Source organism: Neisseria zalophi, from assembly GCF_008807015.1.
Lineage (GTDB): Bacteria > Pseudomonadota > Gammaproteobacteria > Burkholderiales > Neisseriaceae > Neisseria > Neisseria zalophi.
Genome location: NZ_CP031700.1, coordinates 715,691 through 733,219, shown reverse-complemented (window position 1 = coordinate 733,219; position 17,529 = coordinate 715,691). Strand labels below are relative to the sequence as shown.

Sequence of the window (17,529 nt, the reverse complement as noted above, 5' to 3'; positions counted from 1 at the left end):
TTCACCCAAACTGCTTCAAAAACGCTAAATCGTTATCAAAAAACAGCCGTAAGTCATTCACGCCGTAGTGCAACATGGCGAAGCGGTCTAGGCCGATACCGAATGCGAAGCCGGTGTATTTTTCAGGGTCGATATTCACGTTGGTCAACACATTGGGGTGTACCATGCCGCAGCCGCCGACTTCCAGCCATTTGCCGTTATCGCCCATAATGTCGATTTCGGCGGAAGGCTCGGTAAACGGGAAAAACGAGGGGCGGAAGCGTACCTGCAAATCGTCGCGCTCGAAAAAGCTGCGGATAAATTCGGTAAACACGGCTTTGAGATCGGCAAAGGTTACGCCCTCTTCCACCCATAAACCTTCGGCCTGGTGGAACATCGGCGAGTGGGTTGCATCGGAATCGACGCGGTAAACTCGACCGGGGGCGATAATGCGGATAGGCGGGTTTTTTTTATCCAGCATATAGCGGATTTGAATCGGCGAGGTGTGGGTACGCAAAACATCGCCGTTTTCTACATAAAAGGTATCCTGCATGGCGCGCGCGGGATGGTTTTTTGGAATATTGAGGGCTTGAAAGTTGTGGAAATCGTCTTCGATTTCGGGGCCGTCGGCCACTTCAAAGCCCATGCCGTGAAAGAGTTCGACTACGCGTTGCAAAGTGAGGGTAACGGGATGCAGGCCGCCTGAAGTCTGGCCGCGTCCGGGCAAGGTAACATCCAATGCTTCAGCAGCAAGGCGGGCTTGCAGTTTGGCGGCGTTGAGCGCATCGCGCTTTTCGTTATAGGCCGTCTGAAAACGGTTTTTGGATTCGTTAATATAGGCACCGGCGGTTTTGCGCTCTTCGGGCGGCATTTGGCCGAGCTGTTTAAGCAGGGCGTTGAGTTCGCCGCTTTTGCCCATATAGCGGGCTTTAACAAGCTCCAGTGCTTGAAAATCGGCTGCTGCTTCGATAGCGGCAATACCTTCCGCAACGATACGGTTTACATTTTCCATAATATATTTGATTCGTTTATTGGGGTGTAGGGTTAGGTTCGGGCGTGCTGCAAATAATAAGGCCGTCTGAATCAGACCCAGACAGCCTTTTGCCGACTTTCCGTTCCAACTTGAAAGCCGTTTATTGTAGCGTAAATTGTACCGAATAAACAGCGGGCTAAATACAATAAAACGCATTTCCGCCTGATTTATCCTAAAAACCGATATAGGTTCGGGTATCAGCATAAGCGGATATAACCAACATATCCTCACAATACAAAGGCCGTCTGAAAGGCTTTCAGACGGCCTTATTTCAACGTTATCCAGTATCTTGAACGATGTTTGAATAAGTTTTAATAGCCAAGCCGTTGGCAAATGGTAGACACCAGCCCCGCCTGATTTAATGTATAAAAATGCAAGCTGGGCGCACCTTCGCGCAAAAGCCGTTCGCACATCTCGGTTACCACATCCAATGCCAAGGCTTTAATAGATGCGGTATCGTCGGCATAAGATTGCAGTTTCAAACGCAACCAACGAGGAATTTCGGCGCCACAGGTGTCGGAAAAGCGTGCCAGTTTGGAAAAGCTGGCAATCGGCATAATGCCCGGAATAATCGGAATATCGACACCACGCCCGCGCACATCGTCTACAAAACGGAAATAAGAATCGGCATTGTAAAAATATTGGGTAATGGCCGAATCGGCACCGGCTTTGGCTTTGCGGACGAAATTATTCAAGTCGTCTTCTGCACTGCGCGCCTGCGGGTGATACTCGGGATAGGCCGCCACTTCGATATAAAAATCATCGTTGAATTCTTCTTTAATTAAAGAAACCAATTCGTTGGCATAGCGCAAACCGCTCAAACCGCCGCCCATGCCCGACGGGATATCGCCGCGCAAGGCAACGATATGGCGCACACCAAGTGCTTTATATTCGTTTAATAAATCAATAAGTTCTTGCGGATGCATACCAACACAGGGCAGATGGGGCGCGGCTGCCACGCCTTCGGATAAAATATCCTTAATCGTCTGCATGGTGCCTTCTTTGGTCGAACCGCCCGCGCCTGACGTACACGAAAAAAATTCAGGGGAAAACTGACTCAACTGTTTGCGGGTGATCACCTGTTTGGCACGGCCTTCGGGGGTTCGTGTCGGGAAAAATTCAAAACTGAGTCGTTTGTGTGTCGAAGTCATAGCGGCACCTTTTTTATCATTGTTCCGTGCTGAAAGCCTTTATGTTTAAAAAAATAGATAATGGCTCTTATTTTATTTATGAAAACAATTGGCTACCCGATAGGGCTATATGTTTTTCAATAATGAGGGGTATTACGGAATTATGCACGTAAACAATTTAAAGACCAAACAATCATCAGATTTTAAATGTGAAAAATATTCTTTTCCGCATGAATTTAATTTCTATATTTTGATTCTTTTAAAGAAATTTATTCATTTTAAAGACAAGCCGCCTGAAAGGGGAAGCCACATGCTTAAATAAACCTACGCATCCGGCAGACGCCACATCCATACGGCAACACAGAAACAGAATACTGAAGTTATCGCGGCCACCCACCATCTTTCGGGGAATCGGTAAAACATCCAACTGCAAGAAAGCGCCATCATTGAGAAGGCAAAATATTTTGCCCGACGGGGAACGGCACGGCGCTCTTCCCAGTTTTGCACCATCGGGCCGAAAAAGCGGTGTTGGTGCAGCCAACGATGAAAACGGGGCGATGCCCGCGCCCAACAGGCTGCTGCCAAAATAACAAACGGCGTGGTTGGCAATATCGGTAAAAAAATACCGATAATGCCCAATAAGAGAGCAATCGCACCAAACAACCAAAATAATGAACGTAAAATCATGTTTTCCCTTTTATTATTGAAATTCAAATATTTATTGGATTTAGGATTTATCTTCTTCGGAATGTGTAGCACTATGATGCATAGGGCAACCCGGTATACCCAGCTTATCCCAACCCTCTTTCCCCATTTCGGTGAGTAGTGCCATATTTCTACCGAAAACCGCTTCCGCATCAGGAAAAGCTTCAGCCGCTTTGCTAATGCTGTCTTCTCGAATCAGATGTAGCGTCGGATAAGGCGAGCGGTTGGTATAGTTGGTAATATCGTCGGCATCGGTTCCCTCAAATTGAAAATCAGGATGAAATGGCGCAATCTGAATCACACCTTCCAAACCATTATCTTGTATGGCCTGATCGGCAAGAACCAGCATATCGTTAAATAAGAAAAAGTCGCCGAATAAAGCCGGATGGATCAATAAGCTTGTTTCAATTTCCTCCGGCGGCGTATTGCCCAACAGTTGTAATTCTCTATCCAGATCTTCTAAAAAACCATCCAAATGCTTAGCATGGCTCACTTCGATGCGTACCAAATCTTTAACATAGGGGGCTTTGGCAAACGGACATAGGTTCAAACCAATCACGGCTTTTTCAAGCCATTCTTTTGTTTGGCTGACAATCGTTTTATCATCAGGTATTTCAGGAAGCATTTTAAAGTTGCTCTATATAAAAGACGGAGTATTATAAAGTTTTTTAACTACAATGAAACCAACCACAAACATGCCATAAGCACACAGGCCGTCTGAAACAATTTCAGACGGCCTGTTTCAAGATATGTAATAGCCTTATCGGATTTAATCTTGCTGCAAATGCCCCAGCGGCAACGCTGTAGTATTTTTAATTTCTTTTAAAACAAAGCTGGATTTTGCATCTTGCACACCCGGATGGGACAGCAGGGTATCCAACACAAAATGCGAAAAAGCATTCATATCAGTAAAAAACGCATGCAGCAGATAATCGGTTTCACCGGTGAGCGCAAAACAACTCAATACTTCCGGCCAGTTTTGTACCGCCTCTGAAAAATCATTACGCGCTTCTATGGCTTTATCAATAGAAACCCGGATAAATGCCTGCAAGCCAAGATGAACCGAAACAGGTGCCAATAAAGCCGCATATTGGCGGATAATGCCCGCATCTTCCAATTGCTTTAAACGGCGCAAACAGGGAGACGGCGATAATGCTACGCGCTCGGAAAGCTCGACATTAGTCAGGCGGCCATTTTCCTGCAATACCTGTAAAATTTTTAAATCGGTTTTATCTAAAGTGATTTGTGCCATACTTTTTTTACCTTTTTCTTATTGATATGAACGACCTCTGCTTCAATTATACCTTAATATAAAATAATTTAACTTAACGCACAATGGCTTAAAAAACATATTTTATTAAGATAATCTGTGACAATCTAAACAATTTTCAGCTATATATTGTTTTTACAATAACAGGAAAAAAACCGACACACAGACAACAGAAAACGATAACAAATTGTTTATTATAAAAATATAAATTTATTTTTCTATAAATTGGCTTGTCTATTAGCTAATTAGCCGTCTGAAAAATATCCCCTCTCCAACCCAAGCCTGCAAACGCTCTTTTCATTTCAATAAAATACAATATTCACACTCATCTGTTGTATTGTTATAACTAACAAATTTAACTGCCATAAAATAAACATTACTCCCTACACCGCAATACTTGCCCGAACGCACAATTGCCGCCATAATTCCAAAACGTGCAGGAGAGAGCCTCAATGCCCATGCGGCAAGGCCACCGAAGGCGCAGAAACCCTTAAATCGCTCAGGTAAAAGGACTGCACGAATCAAACACATCTGGAGAGCGGCGCGGCTGCGCCCACCGAAGGGGAAAAGATCACCGATACATTTTTCGGTATATCGAAAATCTCAGGTTCAAGGACAGATAGGGCTGCGGACGAAAAACGCCGCCCTTTATCTATGGAGAAACCGAGACATGACCACCCTGAAAACCACCCCGTTTTATCAAGCCCATCAAGAAGCCGGCGGCAAACTTGTCGATTTTGCCGGTTGGCATCTGCCGGTTAACTACGGCTCGCAAATCCAAGAACACGAAGCCGTACGCACCGATGCCGGTATGTTTGACGTATCCCACATGCTGATTACCGATGTGCGCGGTGACAAGGCTAAAGCCTTTTTCCGCAAACTGCTGGCCAATGATGTCAACAAACTCGGTTTTGTCGGCAAAGCCCTCTACTCTGCCATGCTCAACGACAACGGCGGTGTGATAGACGACTTAATCGTTTACCGCGCCAATGAAGCTGAAACTCAATACCGCATCGTATCCAACGGCGCAACCCGTGAAAAAGATTCGGCTCAGTTTGCCAAAATCGGCACCGAATTCGGTATCAGTCTCAACCCGCGCTATGATCTGGCCATGCTGGCCGTACAAGGCCCCAATGCCATTGCCAAGCTGCTAAAAGTCAAACCCGAATGGGCGGAAACCGTGAACAATCTGGCCGTATTCCAAGGTGCTGATCTCGGTAATGATTGGTTTGTAGCACGCACCGGCTATACCGGCGAAGACGGTGTAGAAGTGATGCTGCCTGCAACCGAAACCACTGCCTTTTTCAAAGCCCTGCAAGCGGTTGGCGTACAGCCTTGCGGTTTAGGTGCACGCGATACCCTGCGCATGGAAGCCGGCATGAACCTCTACGGCAACGATATGGACGACGACACCAGCCCGCTTCAGGCCGGTATGGGTTGGACGGTTGATTTAAAAGACGAAACCCGCGATTTTGTCGGCAAAGCCCCTCTGATTGCCTTAAAAGAAAAAGGCGTAGACGTAAAACAAGTCGGCCTATTGCTCGCCAAAGGCGGCGTATTGCGTGATCACATGGAAGTGATTACCGATCAAGGCAAAGGCATCACCACCAGCGGCGTTTTCTCACCCAGCTTAAAACAATCCATCGCCATCGCCCGCGTTCCGAAAGCCTTTAGCGGTGACACGGCCAAAGTGCTTATGCGCGGCAAAGAAGTGGAAGTACGTGTATTAAAGCTGCCGTTTGTGCGTAATGGCAAGAAGCAGTTTGATTGATACGAGTTTTTTCAGACGGCTTCATAGCAATCATTACCATGAAGCCGTCTGAATAAATAAAATTAAAAAATAATATAGGTTTTATTTTAGAATAATAATTATGTACAAGCTCATCAATAATTATTTGAACCTCATAAATAAATTAGTACCCATAATAACGGTAACAAGTACAGTTTTTGGCTCAACCATTACCTACTTCTATTTAAATTTTATTAACCAGAAAAACTTTTTTATCAACATAATCAATCAGCCATCGATTTTTATATTAATTTTATTAATATGTGCTTTCTTGATACTTATATTTTTTTCTACTTTTGCTATCCCTTATAAATTAGCATGGGATATGAAGAAAGCAAATGTTTTTTTGAAAAAAAAGACTATTTTTTTTACTTCTTCATACTTTTCCATTATTGTCAGTATTGTCATTATAATCATGCTTTATTGTGCTAGTGGTTCGGAAATAAAACCTATAATTAGTAACATATTAAATATTTTAGTTTATTTAAGTATATTTGTACCAACTATAGCCTATGGCATTTTTTGGTATTTTCTTAATAAAAAAAGCCAACCTAAAATTCCAAATACAGACCCAATTAAATGGAAAAATAAATTTTCTTTGAGCATAGGAATAGATTTAGGCCTTACTATTTTCATAGTATCTATTTCAAACTTATTTTCTATATTTCTTATTTTCTTACCTTTCTATGCCGAATGGGTTGATGGTGAAGTAAAGCTGTGGATCGGACTTGCTATTTCAATTGCCACAATGATAATAAACACATGGTTTGCATATTTTTTAATACTTTCCGGCCAAGTTAAGCTGAATGGATATATAGCTTTTACTCCTCCGTTGATAATTGCTTTTATTTATTTGTTTATTTTAGCAATGTTTACTGCAAACTTCCCACAAAGACTACTTTACCCTCTAGGTTTTATCGAATTACCTAATAATTCAAGCTGGTATTTATTGTACAATAATTTCCGACAGTCTAATGATTCAAAAGAAGTCAACGGAATCAATCAGTTTGATTTAAAAAAGCTCAAAAAAAATTTTGCATGTTCAGCTGAAGAAGCAGATAAAAAAACCAAGAAATGTGGCACAGAAGCGGACGAAAGGCCAAATGCGCTATATGGTTATATGGCATGGAATTTTGGTGATATAAAAATTTTCTGCCCCGAACAGGTAAAATTTGACAACGCTGAAAAAAATAAAGAAATAGACAATAAAGAGATGGCCAAACAGTGTTTGGTGATTAACAGCCAAAACCTACAGGGCTTAGATAGTCAATACATTTCCTATCAATGGAAATAAGGTAGGAATAATAATTAAAATAACTATATAATTAAAAAATCATTGTTATTATCTCTATTTTGGTGATTGAAATATTTCAAACGGCTCTAAACTTATCAGGCCGTCTGAAAGTCTTACATCATAAAATCCGGCATCCGCCAAAAAATGATAAGATATCTTGGAAAATTTTCCTAACTCTATGCCAAGCAAGGAGAAGTATTATGAAAAAAGAATGGATTGCCGTCAGCCTGCTCTTGGCTTTGCCCGGTCTTCTTTACGCAGCTCCCCATCAGGCCTCCGCTCCGAAGCAACAAGAAACTGCTGAAAAACCTGTTTATTTATTTGATTTACTGAAAAAACAGCCTTATGCCAATTTATGGAAAAAGACGGTTTGGGATAAAGTGCCAAATAAAAAAGACCCTAACTTTTCATGGCTGAAAAGCGGTGGAACAACTTCTCCTGCTATCATAGCCAAAGTGGGTAATGAAACTTATTACAAAATGGAAGCCTGTAAACCACATTTCTGTGGCGGGGATTATGATATTTTGGTTTTAATGAACAAAAAGAAAGTCATGGCCTTGCAACTTTATGCACTACCTAAGGGCAATGTAGCCAACGGGCGTAAAATGGAAAAGATGTATGGCCATCCCACAACGCTTGAACGCCGTTACTTTGATGCATGGAAAAAGAATTTCGGTCATTAATCGCCACTTATTCCATTTATCATGTTTTGCACGCACCCAGACGGCCTATCATTGATTATAAATAAAGAGGCCGTCTGAAACCTGAAAAGCATCAATTCAATCCATTCTATTTATTTTATTAAGGATAAGGAGAGTCATCATGAGTAAAAAAATCTTGCTGCTGGCCGGCGATTATGGCGAAGATTATGAAACCATGGTGCCGTTTCAATTTTTATTGGGATTGGGTTATGAAGTGCACGCCGTTTGTCCGGATAAAAAATCAGGGGATAAAGTCGCCACGGCAATACATGATTTTGAAGGCGAGCAAACCTATAGTGAAAAGCGCGGCCATAATTTTGCGCTGAATTATGATTTTTCGGCAGTGCAAACCGCCGATTATGCCGGCCTGGTAATCCCGGGAGGGCGCGCACCCGAATATCTGCGCCTCAATCCTCGCGTGCTGGAAATTATCCGTGAATTTGATGCGGCGAAGAAACCGATTGCCGCCGTATGCCATGGCGCGCAATTGCTTGCTGCCGCAGATATATTGCGTGGTAAACGCTGCTCCGCTTATCCTGCCTGTTCACCCGAAGTGCGTGCTGCAGGTGGTGAATATGCCGATATAGCTGTGACCGATGCCATTACCGACGGCCATTTGGTCACCGCACCTGCATGGCCTGCCCATCCTGCATGGCTGGCTCAGTTTGTGAAGCTACTGGGTGCGAAAATCAGTATTTGATATTTGTGCCGATTTTGAATAGAAAACGAATGAAAATGAACCGTATTACATTTATTTTTGCCTTATTATCTGCAGTGATTCTATCCGGTTGTGGTGCCAAAGATACCTGTTTGGATCAGGGCGGGCATTACAATGAAACCACCAAGCAGTGTGAAAAGTAAGGCAACTTTACCCTTTAACCAATGGAGAACAAACCATGAGCAACATCCCTTCAGAATTGAAATACGTATCCAGCCACGAATGGCTGCGCCCTGAATCAGACGGCACGGTAACCGTCGGCATTACTCATCATGCACAAGAATTGTTGGGTGATATTGTATTTATCGAATTACCGGAAGTCGGTGCCACTTTAGCCGCCGAAGAGCAAGCCGGTGTGGTGGAATCGGTTAAAGCTGCTTCCGATGTTTACGCACCGATTGCCGGTGAAGTGGTTGCTATTAACGAAGCATTGGTTGATGCGCCGGAAACTGCCAACAGCGAGCCTTATGAAGCAGGTTGGTTTTTCAAAATCAAACCGGCCAACGCTGCCGATTTGGATGGTTTGCTGACAGCAGAACAATATGCTGCTGAAATCGGTTAACCGACTATCTAATTATATTTAACAAGGCCGTCTGAATGTTTCAGACGGCTTTTTTTGACACGAAAATATCTGTTTAACCTATACAATATATATGACAATTAACTTTACAAATAATGCTAAGGTATTGTTTACAGAAATTTAAGTTAGGATACCCCCTTATAAGGTACCACCATAAAAGCTGACACATCGCCGCCTTTCATTTACAATTTCTAAGTTTTACGAAGCCTTAGGTTTCGGCCGTGCGCGGCAATGTCGTTTGCCGTATATTTCAACGACCCTCCACCATAAGGAACCACAATGCGACTTTCTGCCGCCCTACTTCCTCTGCTGCTTGCGCCGGTTCCGGCCATGGCAGCCTCGTTAGACGGTGCTACTTTAAGCCTCTTATGGGGCATGCCGTTTGTATTAATCTTGCTTTCTATTGCCACCGGCCCGTTACTGTTTTCACATACCTGGCATCACCACTTCGGTAAAATTACGGCCATTTGGACATTGTTGTTTCTGATTCCGTTTGTGATGGTGTTTGGTTTTGGTGAAGCTGTCCATACCGTTGCCCATGCCATGATTGCAGAATATATCCCGTTTATCATACTGCTCTTTGCGCTCTATACAATTTCGGGCGGTATTTTGGTATGGGGTAATCTACACGGTAGCCCGCGTATGAATACGATTATTCTGGCTATCGGTACGGTTTTGGCCTCTATTATGGGCACGACCGGTGCTGCTATGCTATTGATACGCCCGATTCTGAAAGCCAACGATAACCGCAAACATAAAGTTCATGTGGTTGTTTTCTTTATTTTCTTAGTGGCCAATATCGGTGGCGGGCTTACTCCTTTAGGTGACCCTCCGCTGTTTTTAGGCTTCTTAAAAGGGGTAGACTTTGCTTGGACCGTTCAACACATGATGGTACCGGTATTATTGAGTTCTGCCTGCTTGTTGACCGTGTTTTACTTTATTGATCGCTATTTTTTTACAAAAGAAGACGAAATCGCTGATGAAGACCCCTCACCCGACAGCCCTTTGCGGATTTTCGGCAAATGGAACTTCCTATTGTTGGCCGGTGTGGTTGCTTCAGTATTGATGTCCGGCTTGTGGAAACCCGATCACCCGGGTATTGATGTTTTAGGTACGCATTATTTATTGCCCAATTTGCTGCGTGATATTCTGCTATTGGTATTTGCTTTGATTTCTCTAGCCATCACGCCCAAACAGGTTCGTGCCGGTAACGAATTCAACTGGGATCCGATTTTGGAAGTAGGCAAATTGTTTTTAGGTATTTTTATTACCATCACTCCTGTTATTGCAATTTTGCAGGCAGGTGAAGCCGGTGCTTTTTCCGCCTTGATTGCGTTGGTACACAATAATGCAGGAGAACCGATTAACGCCATGTATTTCTGGATGACCGGTATTCTCTCTGCCTTCTTAGATAATGCACCGACTTATTTGGTTTTCTTCAATATGGCAGGCGGCGATGCCCAATCTTTAATGACCGGCCATCTTTTCCATACTTTACTGGCTGTATCTATGGGTTCGGTTTTTATGGGTGCTTTAAGCTATATCGGGAATGCGCCAAACTTTATGGTGAAAGCCATTGCCGAACAACGTAAAGTACCGATGCCGAGCTTCTTCGGCTATATGGCTTGGTCGTTTGGTATTTTAGTGCCGCTGTTTATCATCCATACTTTTATTTTCTTTATTTGGCAGCTGTTATAAATTTATAAATAAAGTATGCATTTAAGTTAAAAAGCCGTCTGAACATATTCAGACGGCTTTTTAATCTATCAACTTCACCATAACCATGACGGAACAGGTGGTGTTGCCACGCCCCATTCCGGCGGATAATCTACACCGGTCAGATATAAACCATCCGGCATTAATGTCGGCGGTGCATATTGACGGTTGCGCGCGGCCATCAGCTCGGCAAACCCCTCAACACTCAAACGGTCGCTGCCTACATATACCAGCGCGCCCATAATATTGCGCACCATGTGGTGAAGAAACGCATTGCCGTGTAGGTCGAGCGTCATTAACTCGGGCGTTCCGTTTAATTCGGCACTGTAAATCGTCTTAACCGGTGATTTAGCCTGACATTCGGAAGCTCTGAAACTTGAGAAATCGTGCCGTCCGATTAACAAAGCCGCCGCCTGCCGCATTTTTTGCATATCCAAGCCGTAGTGCACCCACCCTGCTTTACCCGCCAACAACGGATTACGAACAGCCGATGAAGACAATACATAACGGTAGCGGCGCCCATAAGCATCAAAACGGGCATGAAAACGCGGTGCTACCGCTTGAGCATGCCACACCGCCACAGTCGGTGGCAAAAATGCATTTACTCCCCTTATCCACGCCTGAGACGGGCGTTTTACGACTGTATCGAAATGAACCACTTGTGCCGTAGCATGCACGCCCGCATCGGTTCGCCCCGCCACAACGGTATGAATCGGTTCGCCTGCTATTTGCGCCAGCGCGGATTCCAATGTTTCTTGCACGGTAGCGGCATCCGCCTGCTTCTGCCAGCCGTGAAACCCGCTGCCATCGTAAGACAATATCAATGCCCAACGTTGCAGCGGTAAGCGGTTGTCGGCAGATATATCGGAAAACATAGCACCTCAATCAGGATTAATCGGCTTTTGCCGACACACAAATGAGCGATTATATAATCAAATAACCGGCAACAGATAAAAGGATTTTTCCTATAGTGGCAATCAATAATTTTGAACATTTTATAAAAGCCGTCTGAAATAATTTACCTACTTCCGACCGCATAAATGATTACAAAACAATATACTTACAAAATAACCTTTATTTATAAAAACATACGATTAAAACACATTACCACCCCATAATAAAAACACGTTTTGACAAACTTTAACCATTATCCTAATATCCAATTCCCTAACGGTGTTTGCCGCCGTCTTTTATTTTGACTGCTTTATCCTCAGAAAGAAGAAATTATGGAATGGGTCTTTAACAGTTATTACACCCTGATTGCCGCCACGATCGTTTTGTTAGTGGGCAAACTGTTGGTCAACAAAATCAAATTTTTGCAAAACTTCAATATTCCCGAGCCGGTAGCAGGCGGGTTGGTTGCCGCCGCTATACTGTATGCCCTGCATGCGGCTTACGGGGTGGTCTTTACATTTGAAAAGCCGTTGCAAGATACCTTTATGTTGATTTTCTTTATCTCTATCGGCTTGAGTGCCGACTTTTCACGCTTGAAAGCCGGTGGGGTGCCTTTGGTTTTATTTACTGCCATTGTCAGCTTCTTTATCTTTATCCAAGATGCCGTCGGCGTAGGTATTGCGACTGCCTTGGGTGAAAACCCCTTAATCGGCCTGATGACAGGTTCGGTCACCCTTACCGGCGGTCATGGTACAGCAGGCGCATGGGGGCCGATTTTCGAACAGGAATATGGTTTGACCGGCGCTACCGGTTTAGGTATAGCCAGCGCCACCTTCGGCTTGGTTGCCGGCGGCTTGATTGGCGGCCCCGTTGCCCGTCGTTTGATTAACAGAATGGGGCTCAAGCCTTTAGATGCAGAAACAATAAAAGCACAGGCAGCCGGTTATAGCGATGATGATCCGGAAAAAAGTGCAGGCGACGTATTCGAACATCCCGAACAAACCCGCCTGATTACCGCTAGCTCAGCCATTGAAACCATCGCCATGTTTGCCGCATGTTTGGCCTTTGCAGAAATCATGGACGGTATCGACGAAGAATATTTATTCAATCTGCCTAAATTCGTATGGGCATTGGGCGGCGGCGTGATTTTACGCAATATTCTAACATTCGTATTCAAATTCAATATGTTCGACCGTGCCATTGATGTATTCGGCAATGCTTCGCTGTCGATATTTTTGGCGATAGCACTATTGAGCCTGAAATTATGGGATCTTGCCGGTTTGGCAGGCCCTGTTACCATTATCCTTATCGTACAAGTTGTGGTGATGGTGCTTTATGCAACTTTTGTGACTTATGTATTGATGGGACGCAATTACGATGCAGCCGTGCTCGCCGGCGGTCACTGCGGCTTTGGTATGGGTGCGACCCCTACGGCGATTGCCAATATGCAATCGGTTACTGAACGCTTCGGCCCTTCCCACAAAGCCTTCTTAATTGTGCCGATGGTAGGTGCGTTTTTCGTTGATATAGTTAATGCCACCATTCTCACCGTTTTTGTAAATTTCATCCAATAAAATGCAAGCAAAATAAAAAGCACCGGCAACATATTAACTGTTGTCGGTGCTTTTGTTATGATGCCGTCTGAAAACCATTCCTACCCATAAGGACAACAATGTATAAAAAACTACTCACTTTATCTATCATAGCAGCCTCTCTTGCAGCCTGCAGTGAAGATGCGCCTAAACAAAACACCCCCGAACTGGCCTGTAGCAACCCGGCCGTCGCCCAGAATATCCGCACCAATGTCCAAGACATTATTAAAGAAGAAGCGCAATCCTTTGCCCGCAATGACAGCCGCCAGTTTATCGATGCCGATAAAGTGATTGCTGCCGCCACCCAATTGGAAATCTCATTGGAGAATGCCGCCCAAGATAATCAAAGCGGCAGCCCGATTTGCGGTGCTGATTTAACCATCAAAATTCCGAGCAATATTCTCACTATGGCCGAAACCAACAGCCCGTTGATTTACGGCAGTGGCAAAACCATCGGCCAACTGATACAGGAGCGTATTCAAGGCAGCAATCTTAACTACAATCAAGGTGCATTCACGCAAAAAATCAGCTACACCCCAGAAATTTCCACCAATACTGCTTCCGTGGATTATGAAGACAATGCCGTGACCGTGATGGCTCAAAACATCAGTTCCGCTCTGCTCCCGTATGGCGTGAAAAATATTTTGATTATCGATGGCAAGGCTGTAAAACGTGAAGATGCGCTCAATATGAGCAAAGAAGCTTATGATGATCCGCCATTAGCCGATCCCGAAGATATTTTAGAAAACAATGCCGCCAGTAATGTCTTCGATGAATCGGCCAATGCCGCCTCATCACCCGAAATATTGAGCCCCGAATCCCGCCGTAATGAGATTACGTTTTCCGCCAATGAATTGGAGCAGGCTCAAGGCAACAATCAGGCGGCCAATAACGAAATCAACAGAATATGGCGCAGTATTGATCAAAATGTTCAAAAAGAACTGCTCAACGAACAGCGCAGCTGGATTCAAAGTAAAGACAATCATTGCCGCCAAGCTGCTGCCCAAGCCGATAGCAACTTACAGGCAGAATATTTACGCCTTCAATGCGACACCCGCATGACCCGCGAGCGCAGCCAATATTTACGCGGTTATACCATTAACTGATTTACTCCTTCAGCTTATAATATAGGCCGTCTGAAACCTTTCAGACGGCCTATTTAAAAAGTTATCGTAAAAACGTCATAAAAAAACCTAGTCAAACCAGCTCATATATATTATCAGTACTACCTCTTCCTACTTCTATCACCCTCATTTCGGCAGACATACCGAAAAAACGCTAAAATACACATTTCCCATTTTCCCCGATACGGACGCCCCCCGATGCCCCCATCCGCCCACCAGATTCTGCATGATGTTTTCGGCTATCCCGAATTTCGCGGCAGCCAAGCCGAAATTGTGGAGACACTGGCAGGCGGCCAAAGCTTATTGGTATTGATGCCGACCGGCGGCGGCAAATCACTCTGTTATCAGATTCCCGCCCTAATGCGCGAAGGGGTAGCCATCGTTGTATCGCCGCTGATTGCCTTAATGAACGATCAAGTTGCCGCACTCCACGCCGCCGGCGTGCCCGCTGCATGCGTACACAGTAGTACAACGCCGGACGAAGCCAGACAAATTGCCGACGATATTCAAACAGGCCGTCTGAAACTGCTTTATGTCGCACCAGAACGTTTGGTTACCGAACGCTTCCTGCGTTTTCTCGACCAACATACTTTAAGCCTGTTTGCCATCGACGAAGCCCATTGCGTGAGCCAGTGGGGGCACGATTTCCGCCCGGAATACCAACAGCTCGGCATCCTTGCCAACCGCTATCCGAATGTACCCCGCATTGCGCTCACAGCCACCGCCGATGCCGCCACCCGTGCCGATATCAAGCACCATCTGCACTTGGAAGATGCCGCCGAATTTGTGGCCGGTTTCGACCGCCCCAATATCTATTATCAAGTCATTGAAAAAAACAACGGCAAAAAACAGCTGCTTGATTTCATTATGAAACAGATGGCCGGACAAAGCGGCATTGTTTATTGTCTGAGCCGTAAAAAAGTGGAAGATACCGCCCGTTTTTTATGTGAACACGGTTTGGATGCCATTCCCTATCATGCCGGCCTGAGTATGGACATTCGCGAAGCCAACCAGCAACGTTTCACCCGTGAAGACGGCGTAATTGTTGTTGCCACCGTGGCGTTCGGCATGGGTATCGACAAGCCCGATGTGCGTTTTGTCGCCCACCTTGATATGCCGCAAAGCGTAGAGCATTTTTATCAGGAATCCGGCCGAGCCGGACGCGACGGCCTACCCGCCGCCAGTTGGCTATGTTACGGCCTGAACGATTGGGTATTACTACGCGAGCGCATTCAAACCGGCAACAGCGACGAAGCACAAAAACAGGTCGAACTGCAAAAACTCGATGCCATGCTGGCCGTTTGCGAAACCGCCGAATGCCGCCGCGTATTGCTGCTCAAACATTTCGGTGAAGACAGCGAACCCTGCGGCCATTGCGACAACTGCCTGCATCCCCCTACCCGTTTTGACGGCACCATACCGGTACAAAAACTATTAAGCTGCATTTACCGCGTCGGCCAGCAATTTGCCACCGGCTATGTGATTAATGTACTCAAAGGTAAAAATGATGATTGGATTATCCGCAACGGTCATCAGCGTTTATCCACTTTCGGTATCGGCGATAATTTTACCGACAAAGAATGGCGCGGCATCATCCGTCAATGCATCAGCCTCGGCTATCTGACCGTTAATCCACTACTTCACCAATCGCTGCAACTCACCGAAGCAGCCAAAAAAGTACTCAAAGGCGATGCCCAAGTTTGGCTGCGACCACTCAAACGCGACAAAGCCGCCACCCAAAAACCGCAAGAAGCATGGCTGCGTACCGAACGCGAAGAACGTATCTGGCAAGCGCTGAGAAGCTGGCGTAAACAACGGGCAGACGATGATAACGTGCCCGCTTATGTCATTTTCGGTGACCGCACGCTTAGGGAAATTGTGGAAAACATGCCGCACAGCCATGCCGACTTACACCATATCTACGGCATGGGCGACGCTAAAATCAAGCAGTTTGGTGACGAAGTCTTGGGAATTTGTTCCGAGTTTGCAGAAGGCACATAAACGCCATCATCAAGCCATCTAAAATATCCAAGCCTTTTAATAAGATATAAATAATGCCCAATTTAATAGTTCGGTATTATCATTTTATTTCAATTTAATATTCTTATTAAACAAAATATTATAAATATTTTTCAAAAATTTGTTAGAAATTACCTTTTAAATCGTCATTAATAATACTCGTATCTTTTTTACATAATCATTGAAATTTTTTTACTCTTATATTCTCAATAAAAGGAAATTATCATGAAAAAAAGTATTGCCGCTATTATGACTGTTTTTGCATTGGCAGCTTGTGCCCCCGACCAAGCCAATACCAACCAAGCTGAAAATGCACCTGTTGCCGCTCAACAAGTTCCCCATGACGCTGCGGCATGGACAGCAGAAAACAGCCAAGTTATCTTTTTAAGCAGCAAAATCAACAAACAACTCAATAGCATCACCGAACAATCATCTTTTACCACTTCTACCGCCCGCTTGGATAAAGAAGGCAATTTCACCATGAATGTGGACTTATCCAGTGTAAAAACCAATATTGATATACGCGACCAACGTTTAAAAGATTGGGTTTTTGAAATTGCCCAATTCCCACAAGCAGAAATTAGCGGTAAATTAGATCCAAACGCAGTCAATATGCTGGAAGTAGGCGAATCCCTACATCTGAAACAGCCACTAAGTTTAAATATTCACGGCCAAAAACTAGATATTGAGGCCGATTTATCTGTTCAACGCAATAGCGCAGACAGCATCTCAGTGAATACCTTAGCACCTGTATTATTGGATGTGAAAAAAATGGATATGGTTCAAGGTGTGGCCAAACTGGTAGAAGTAATGGGCTTGTCTTCCATTGTTGAACAAGTTCCGGTCAGCTTCAGTGCTGAATTTAAACGCTCGGCGGAATAATCGGATTAAGCCGCTATCTACGGCAATGATGTAGAAGTCGGGTTTATTATAAACAAGGCCGTCTGAAATAATTTCAGACGGCCTTGTTATTGAGTTTATAAAA

The 17,529-nt window shown here is 44.6% G+C and carries 17 protein-coding genes and 1 riboswitch; of the genes, 11 read left to right on the top strand and 6 right to left on the bottom strand.

The window, feature by feature from the left end; genetic code table 11:
• Position 1: 1 nt before the first annotated feature.
• The 5 genes from pheS to D0T92_RS03290 form a co-directional block, all read right to left on the bottom strand.
• Positions 2-991 carry a phenylalanine--tRNA ligase subunit alpha gene (pheS, locus tag D0T92_RS03310; RefSeq protein ID WP_151052954.1) on the bottom strand — a complete coding sequence of 330 codons (990 nt, stop codon included), beginning with the start codon at positions 989-991 and terminating at the stop codon, positions 2-4.
• 332 nt (positions 992-1,323) lie between these two features.
• On the bottom strand, positions 1,324-2,163 hold the full coding sequence (gene metF, locus D0T92_RS03305; RefSeq protein WP_151050206.1) for a methylenetetrahydrofolate reductase [NAD(P)H]: 840 nt from the start codon (positions 2,161-2,163) through the stop codon (positions 1,324-1,326).
• Positions 2,164-2,466: 303 nt separating this feature from the next.
• The gene (locus D0T92_RS03300; protein WP_151050204.1) at positions 2,467-2,829 is read right to left on the bottom strand and encodes a YbaN family protein; all 363 of its coding nucleotides are present in this window, start codon (positions 2,827-2,829) and stop codon (positions 2,467-2,469) included.
• Between the two features lie 40 nt (positions 2,830-2,869).
• On the bottom strand, positions 2,870-3,472 hold the full coding sequence (locus D0T92_RS03295) for a DUF1415 domain-containing protein (protein ID WP_151050202.1): 603 nt from the start codon (positions 3,470-3,472) through the stop codon (positions 2,870-2,872).
• A 144-nt stretch (positions 3,473-3,616) separates the two neighbouring features.
• Complete coding sequence (locus tag D0T92_RS03290; protein WP_151050200.1) at positions 3,617-4,099, bottom strand: Lrp/AsnC family transcriptional regulator; 483 nt, start codon at positions 4,097-4,099, stop codon at positions 3,617-3,619.
• A 445-nt stretch (positions 4,100-4,544) separates the two neighbouring features.
• Positions 4,545-4,642, top strand: a riboswitch (glycine riboswitch).
• 145 nt (positions 4,643-4,787) lie between these two features.
• On the opposite strand from D0T92_RS03290, the gene gcvT reads away from it, so the two are divergent.
• From gcvT to D0T92_RS03260, 7 genes are all read left to right on the top strand, one after another.
• Entirely contained in the window at positions 4,788-5,888 is a 1,101-nt protein-coding gene (gcvT, locus tag D0T92_RS03285; protein WP_151050198.1) for a glycine cleavage system aminomethyltransferase GcvT, read from the top strand.
• Positions 5,889-6,231: 343 nt separating this feature from the next.
• The gene (locus D0T92_RS03280; RefSeq protein WP_151050196.1) at positions 6,232-7,200 is read left to right on the top strand and encodes a hypothetical protein; all 969 of its coding nucleotides are present in this window, start codon (positions 6,232-6,234) and stop codon (positions 7,198-7,200) included.
• Positions 7,201-7,400: 200 nt separating this feature from the next.
• On the top strand, positions 7,401-7,883 hold the full coding sequence (locus tag D0T92_RS03275) for an Ivy family c-type lysozyme inhibitor (protein WP_151050194.1): 483 nt from the start codon (positions 7,401-7,403) through the stop codon (positions 7,881-7,883).
• Between the two features lie 139 nt (positions 7,884-8,022).
• Positions 8,023-8,601 (top strand): DJ-1/PfpI family protein, encoded by a 579-nt coding sequence (locus tag D0T92_RS03270; protein WP_151050192.1) that lies wholly within the window; start codon positions 8,023-8,025, stop codon positions 8,599-8,601.
• Positions 8,602-8,636: 35 nt separating this feature from the next.
• Positions 8,637-8,762, top strand: coding sequence for a lipoprotein (locus D0T92_RS11500; RefSeq protein ID WP_225315131.1), 126 nt, complete (start codon positions 8,637-8,639; stop codon positions 8,760-8,762).
• Between the two features lie 35 nt (positions 8,763-8,797).
• A complete protein-coding gene (gcvH, locus tag D0T92_RS03265) occupies positions 8,798-9,181 on the top strand; it encodes a glycine cleavage system protein GcvH (RefSeq protein WP_151050190.1) in 384 nt (127 codons plus the stop codon).
• A gap of 297 nt (positions 9,182-9,478) precedes the next feature.
• Positions 9,479-10,897: a sodium:proton antiporter gene (locus tag D0T92_RS03260; protein WP_151050188.1), complete on the top strand. Its 1,419-nt coding sequence runs from the start codon at positions 9,479-9,481 to the stop codon at positions 10,895-10,897.
• A 74-nt stretch (positions 10,898-10,971) separates the two neighbouring features.
• Here the strand turns inward: D0T92_RS03260 and truA are convergent, their stop codons facing one another.
• The gene (gene truA, locus D0T92_RS03255; protein WP_151050186.1) at positions 10,972-11,790 is read right to left on the bottom strand and encodes a tRNA pseudouridine(38-40) synthase TruA; all 819 of its coding nucleotides are present in this window, start codon (positions 11,788-11,790) and stop codon (positions 10,972-10,974) included.
• A gap of 351 nt (positions 11,791-12,141) precedes the next feature.
• Between truA and gltS the strand changes: the two genes are divergently transcribed.
• The 4 genes from gltS to D0T92_RS03235 all read left to right on the top strand — a co-directional run bounded on the left by gltS (position 12,142) and on the right by D0T92_RS03235 (position 17,426).
• Positions 12,142-13,383: a sodium/glutamate symporter gene (gene gltS / locus D0T92_RS03250; protein ID WP_151050184.1), complete on the top strand. Its 1,242-nt coding sequence runs from the start codon at positions 12,142-12,144 to the stop codon at positions 13,381-13,383.
• Between the two features lie 98 nt (positions 13,384-13,481).
• Positions 13,482-14,507 carry a lysozyme inhibitor LprI family protein gene (locus D0T92_RS03245; protein ID WP_151050181.1) on the top strand — a complete coding sequence of 342 codons (1,026 nt, stop codon included), beginning with the start codon at positions 13,482-13,484 and terminating at the stop codon, positions 14,505-14,507.
• 216 nt (positions 14,508-14,723) lie between these two features.
• Entirely contained in the window at positions 14,724-16,526 is a 1,803-nt protein-coding gene (gene recQ / locus D0T92_RS03240; RefSeq protein WP_151050179.1) for a DNA helicase RecQ, read from the top strand.
• Positions 16,527-16,769: 243 nt separating this feature from the next.
• Entirely contained in the window at positions 16,770-17,426 is a 657-nt protein-coding gene (locus D0T92_RS03235; protein WP_191963662.1) for a YceI family protein, read from the top strand.
• Positions 17,427-17,529: the final 103 nt, after the last annotated feature.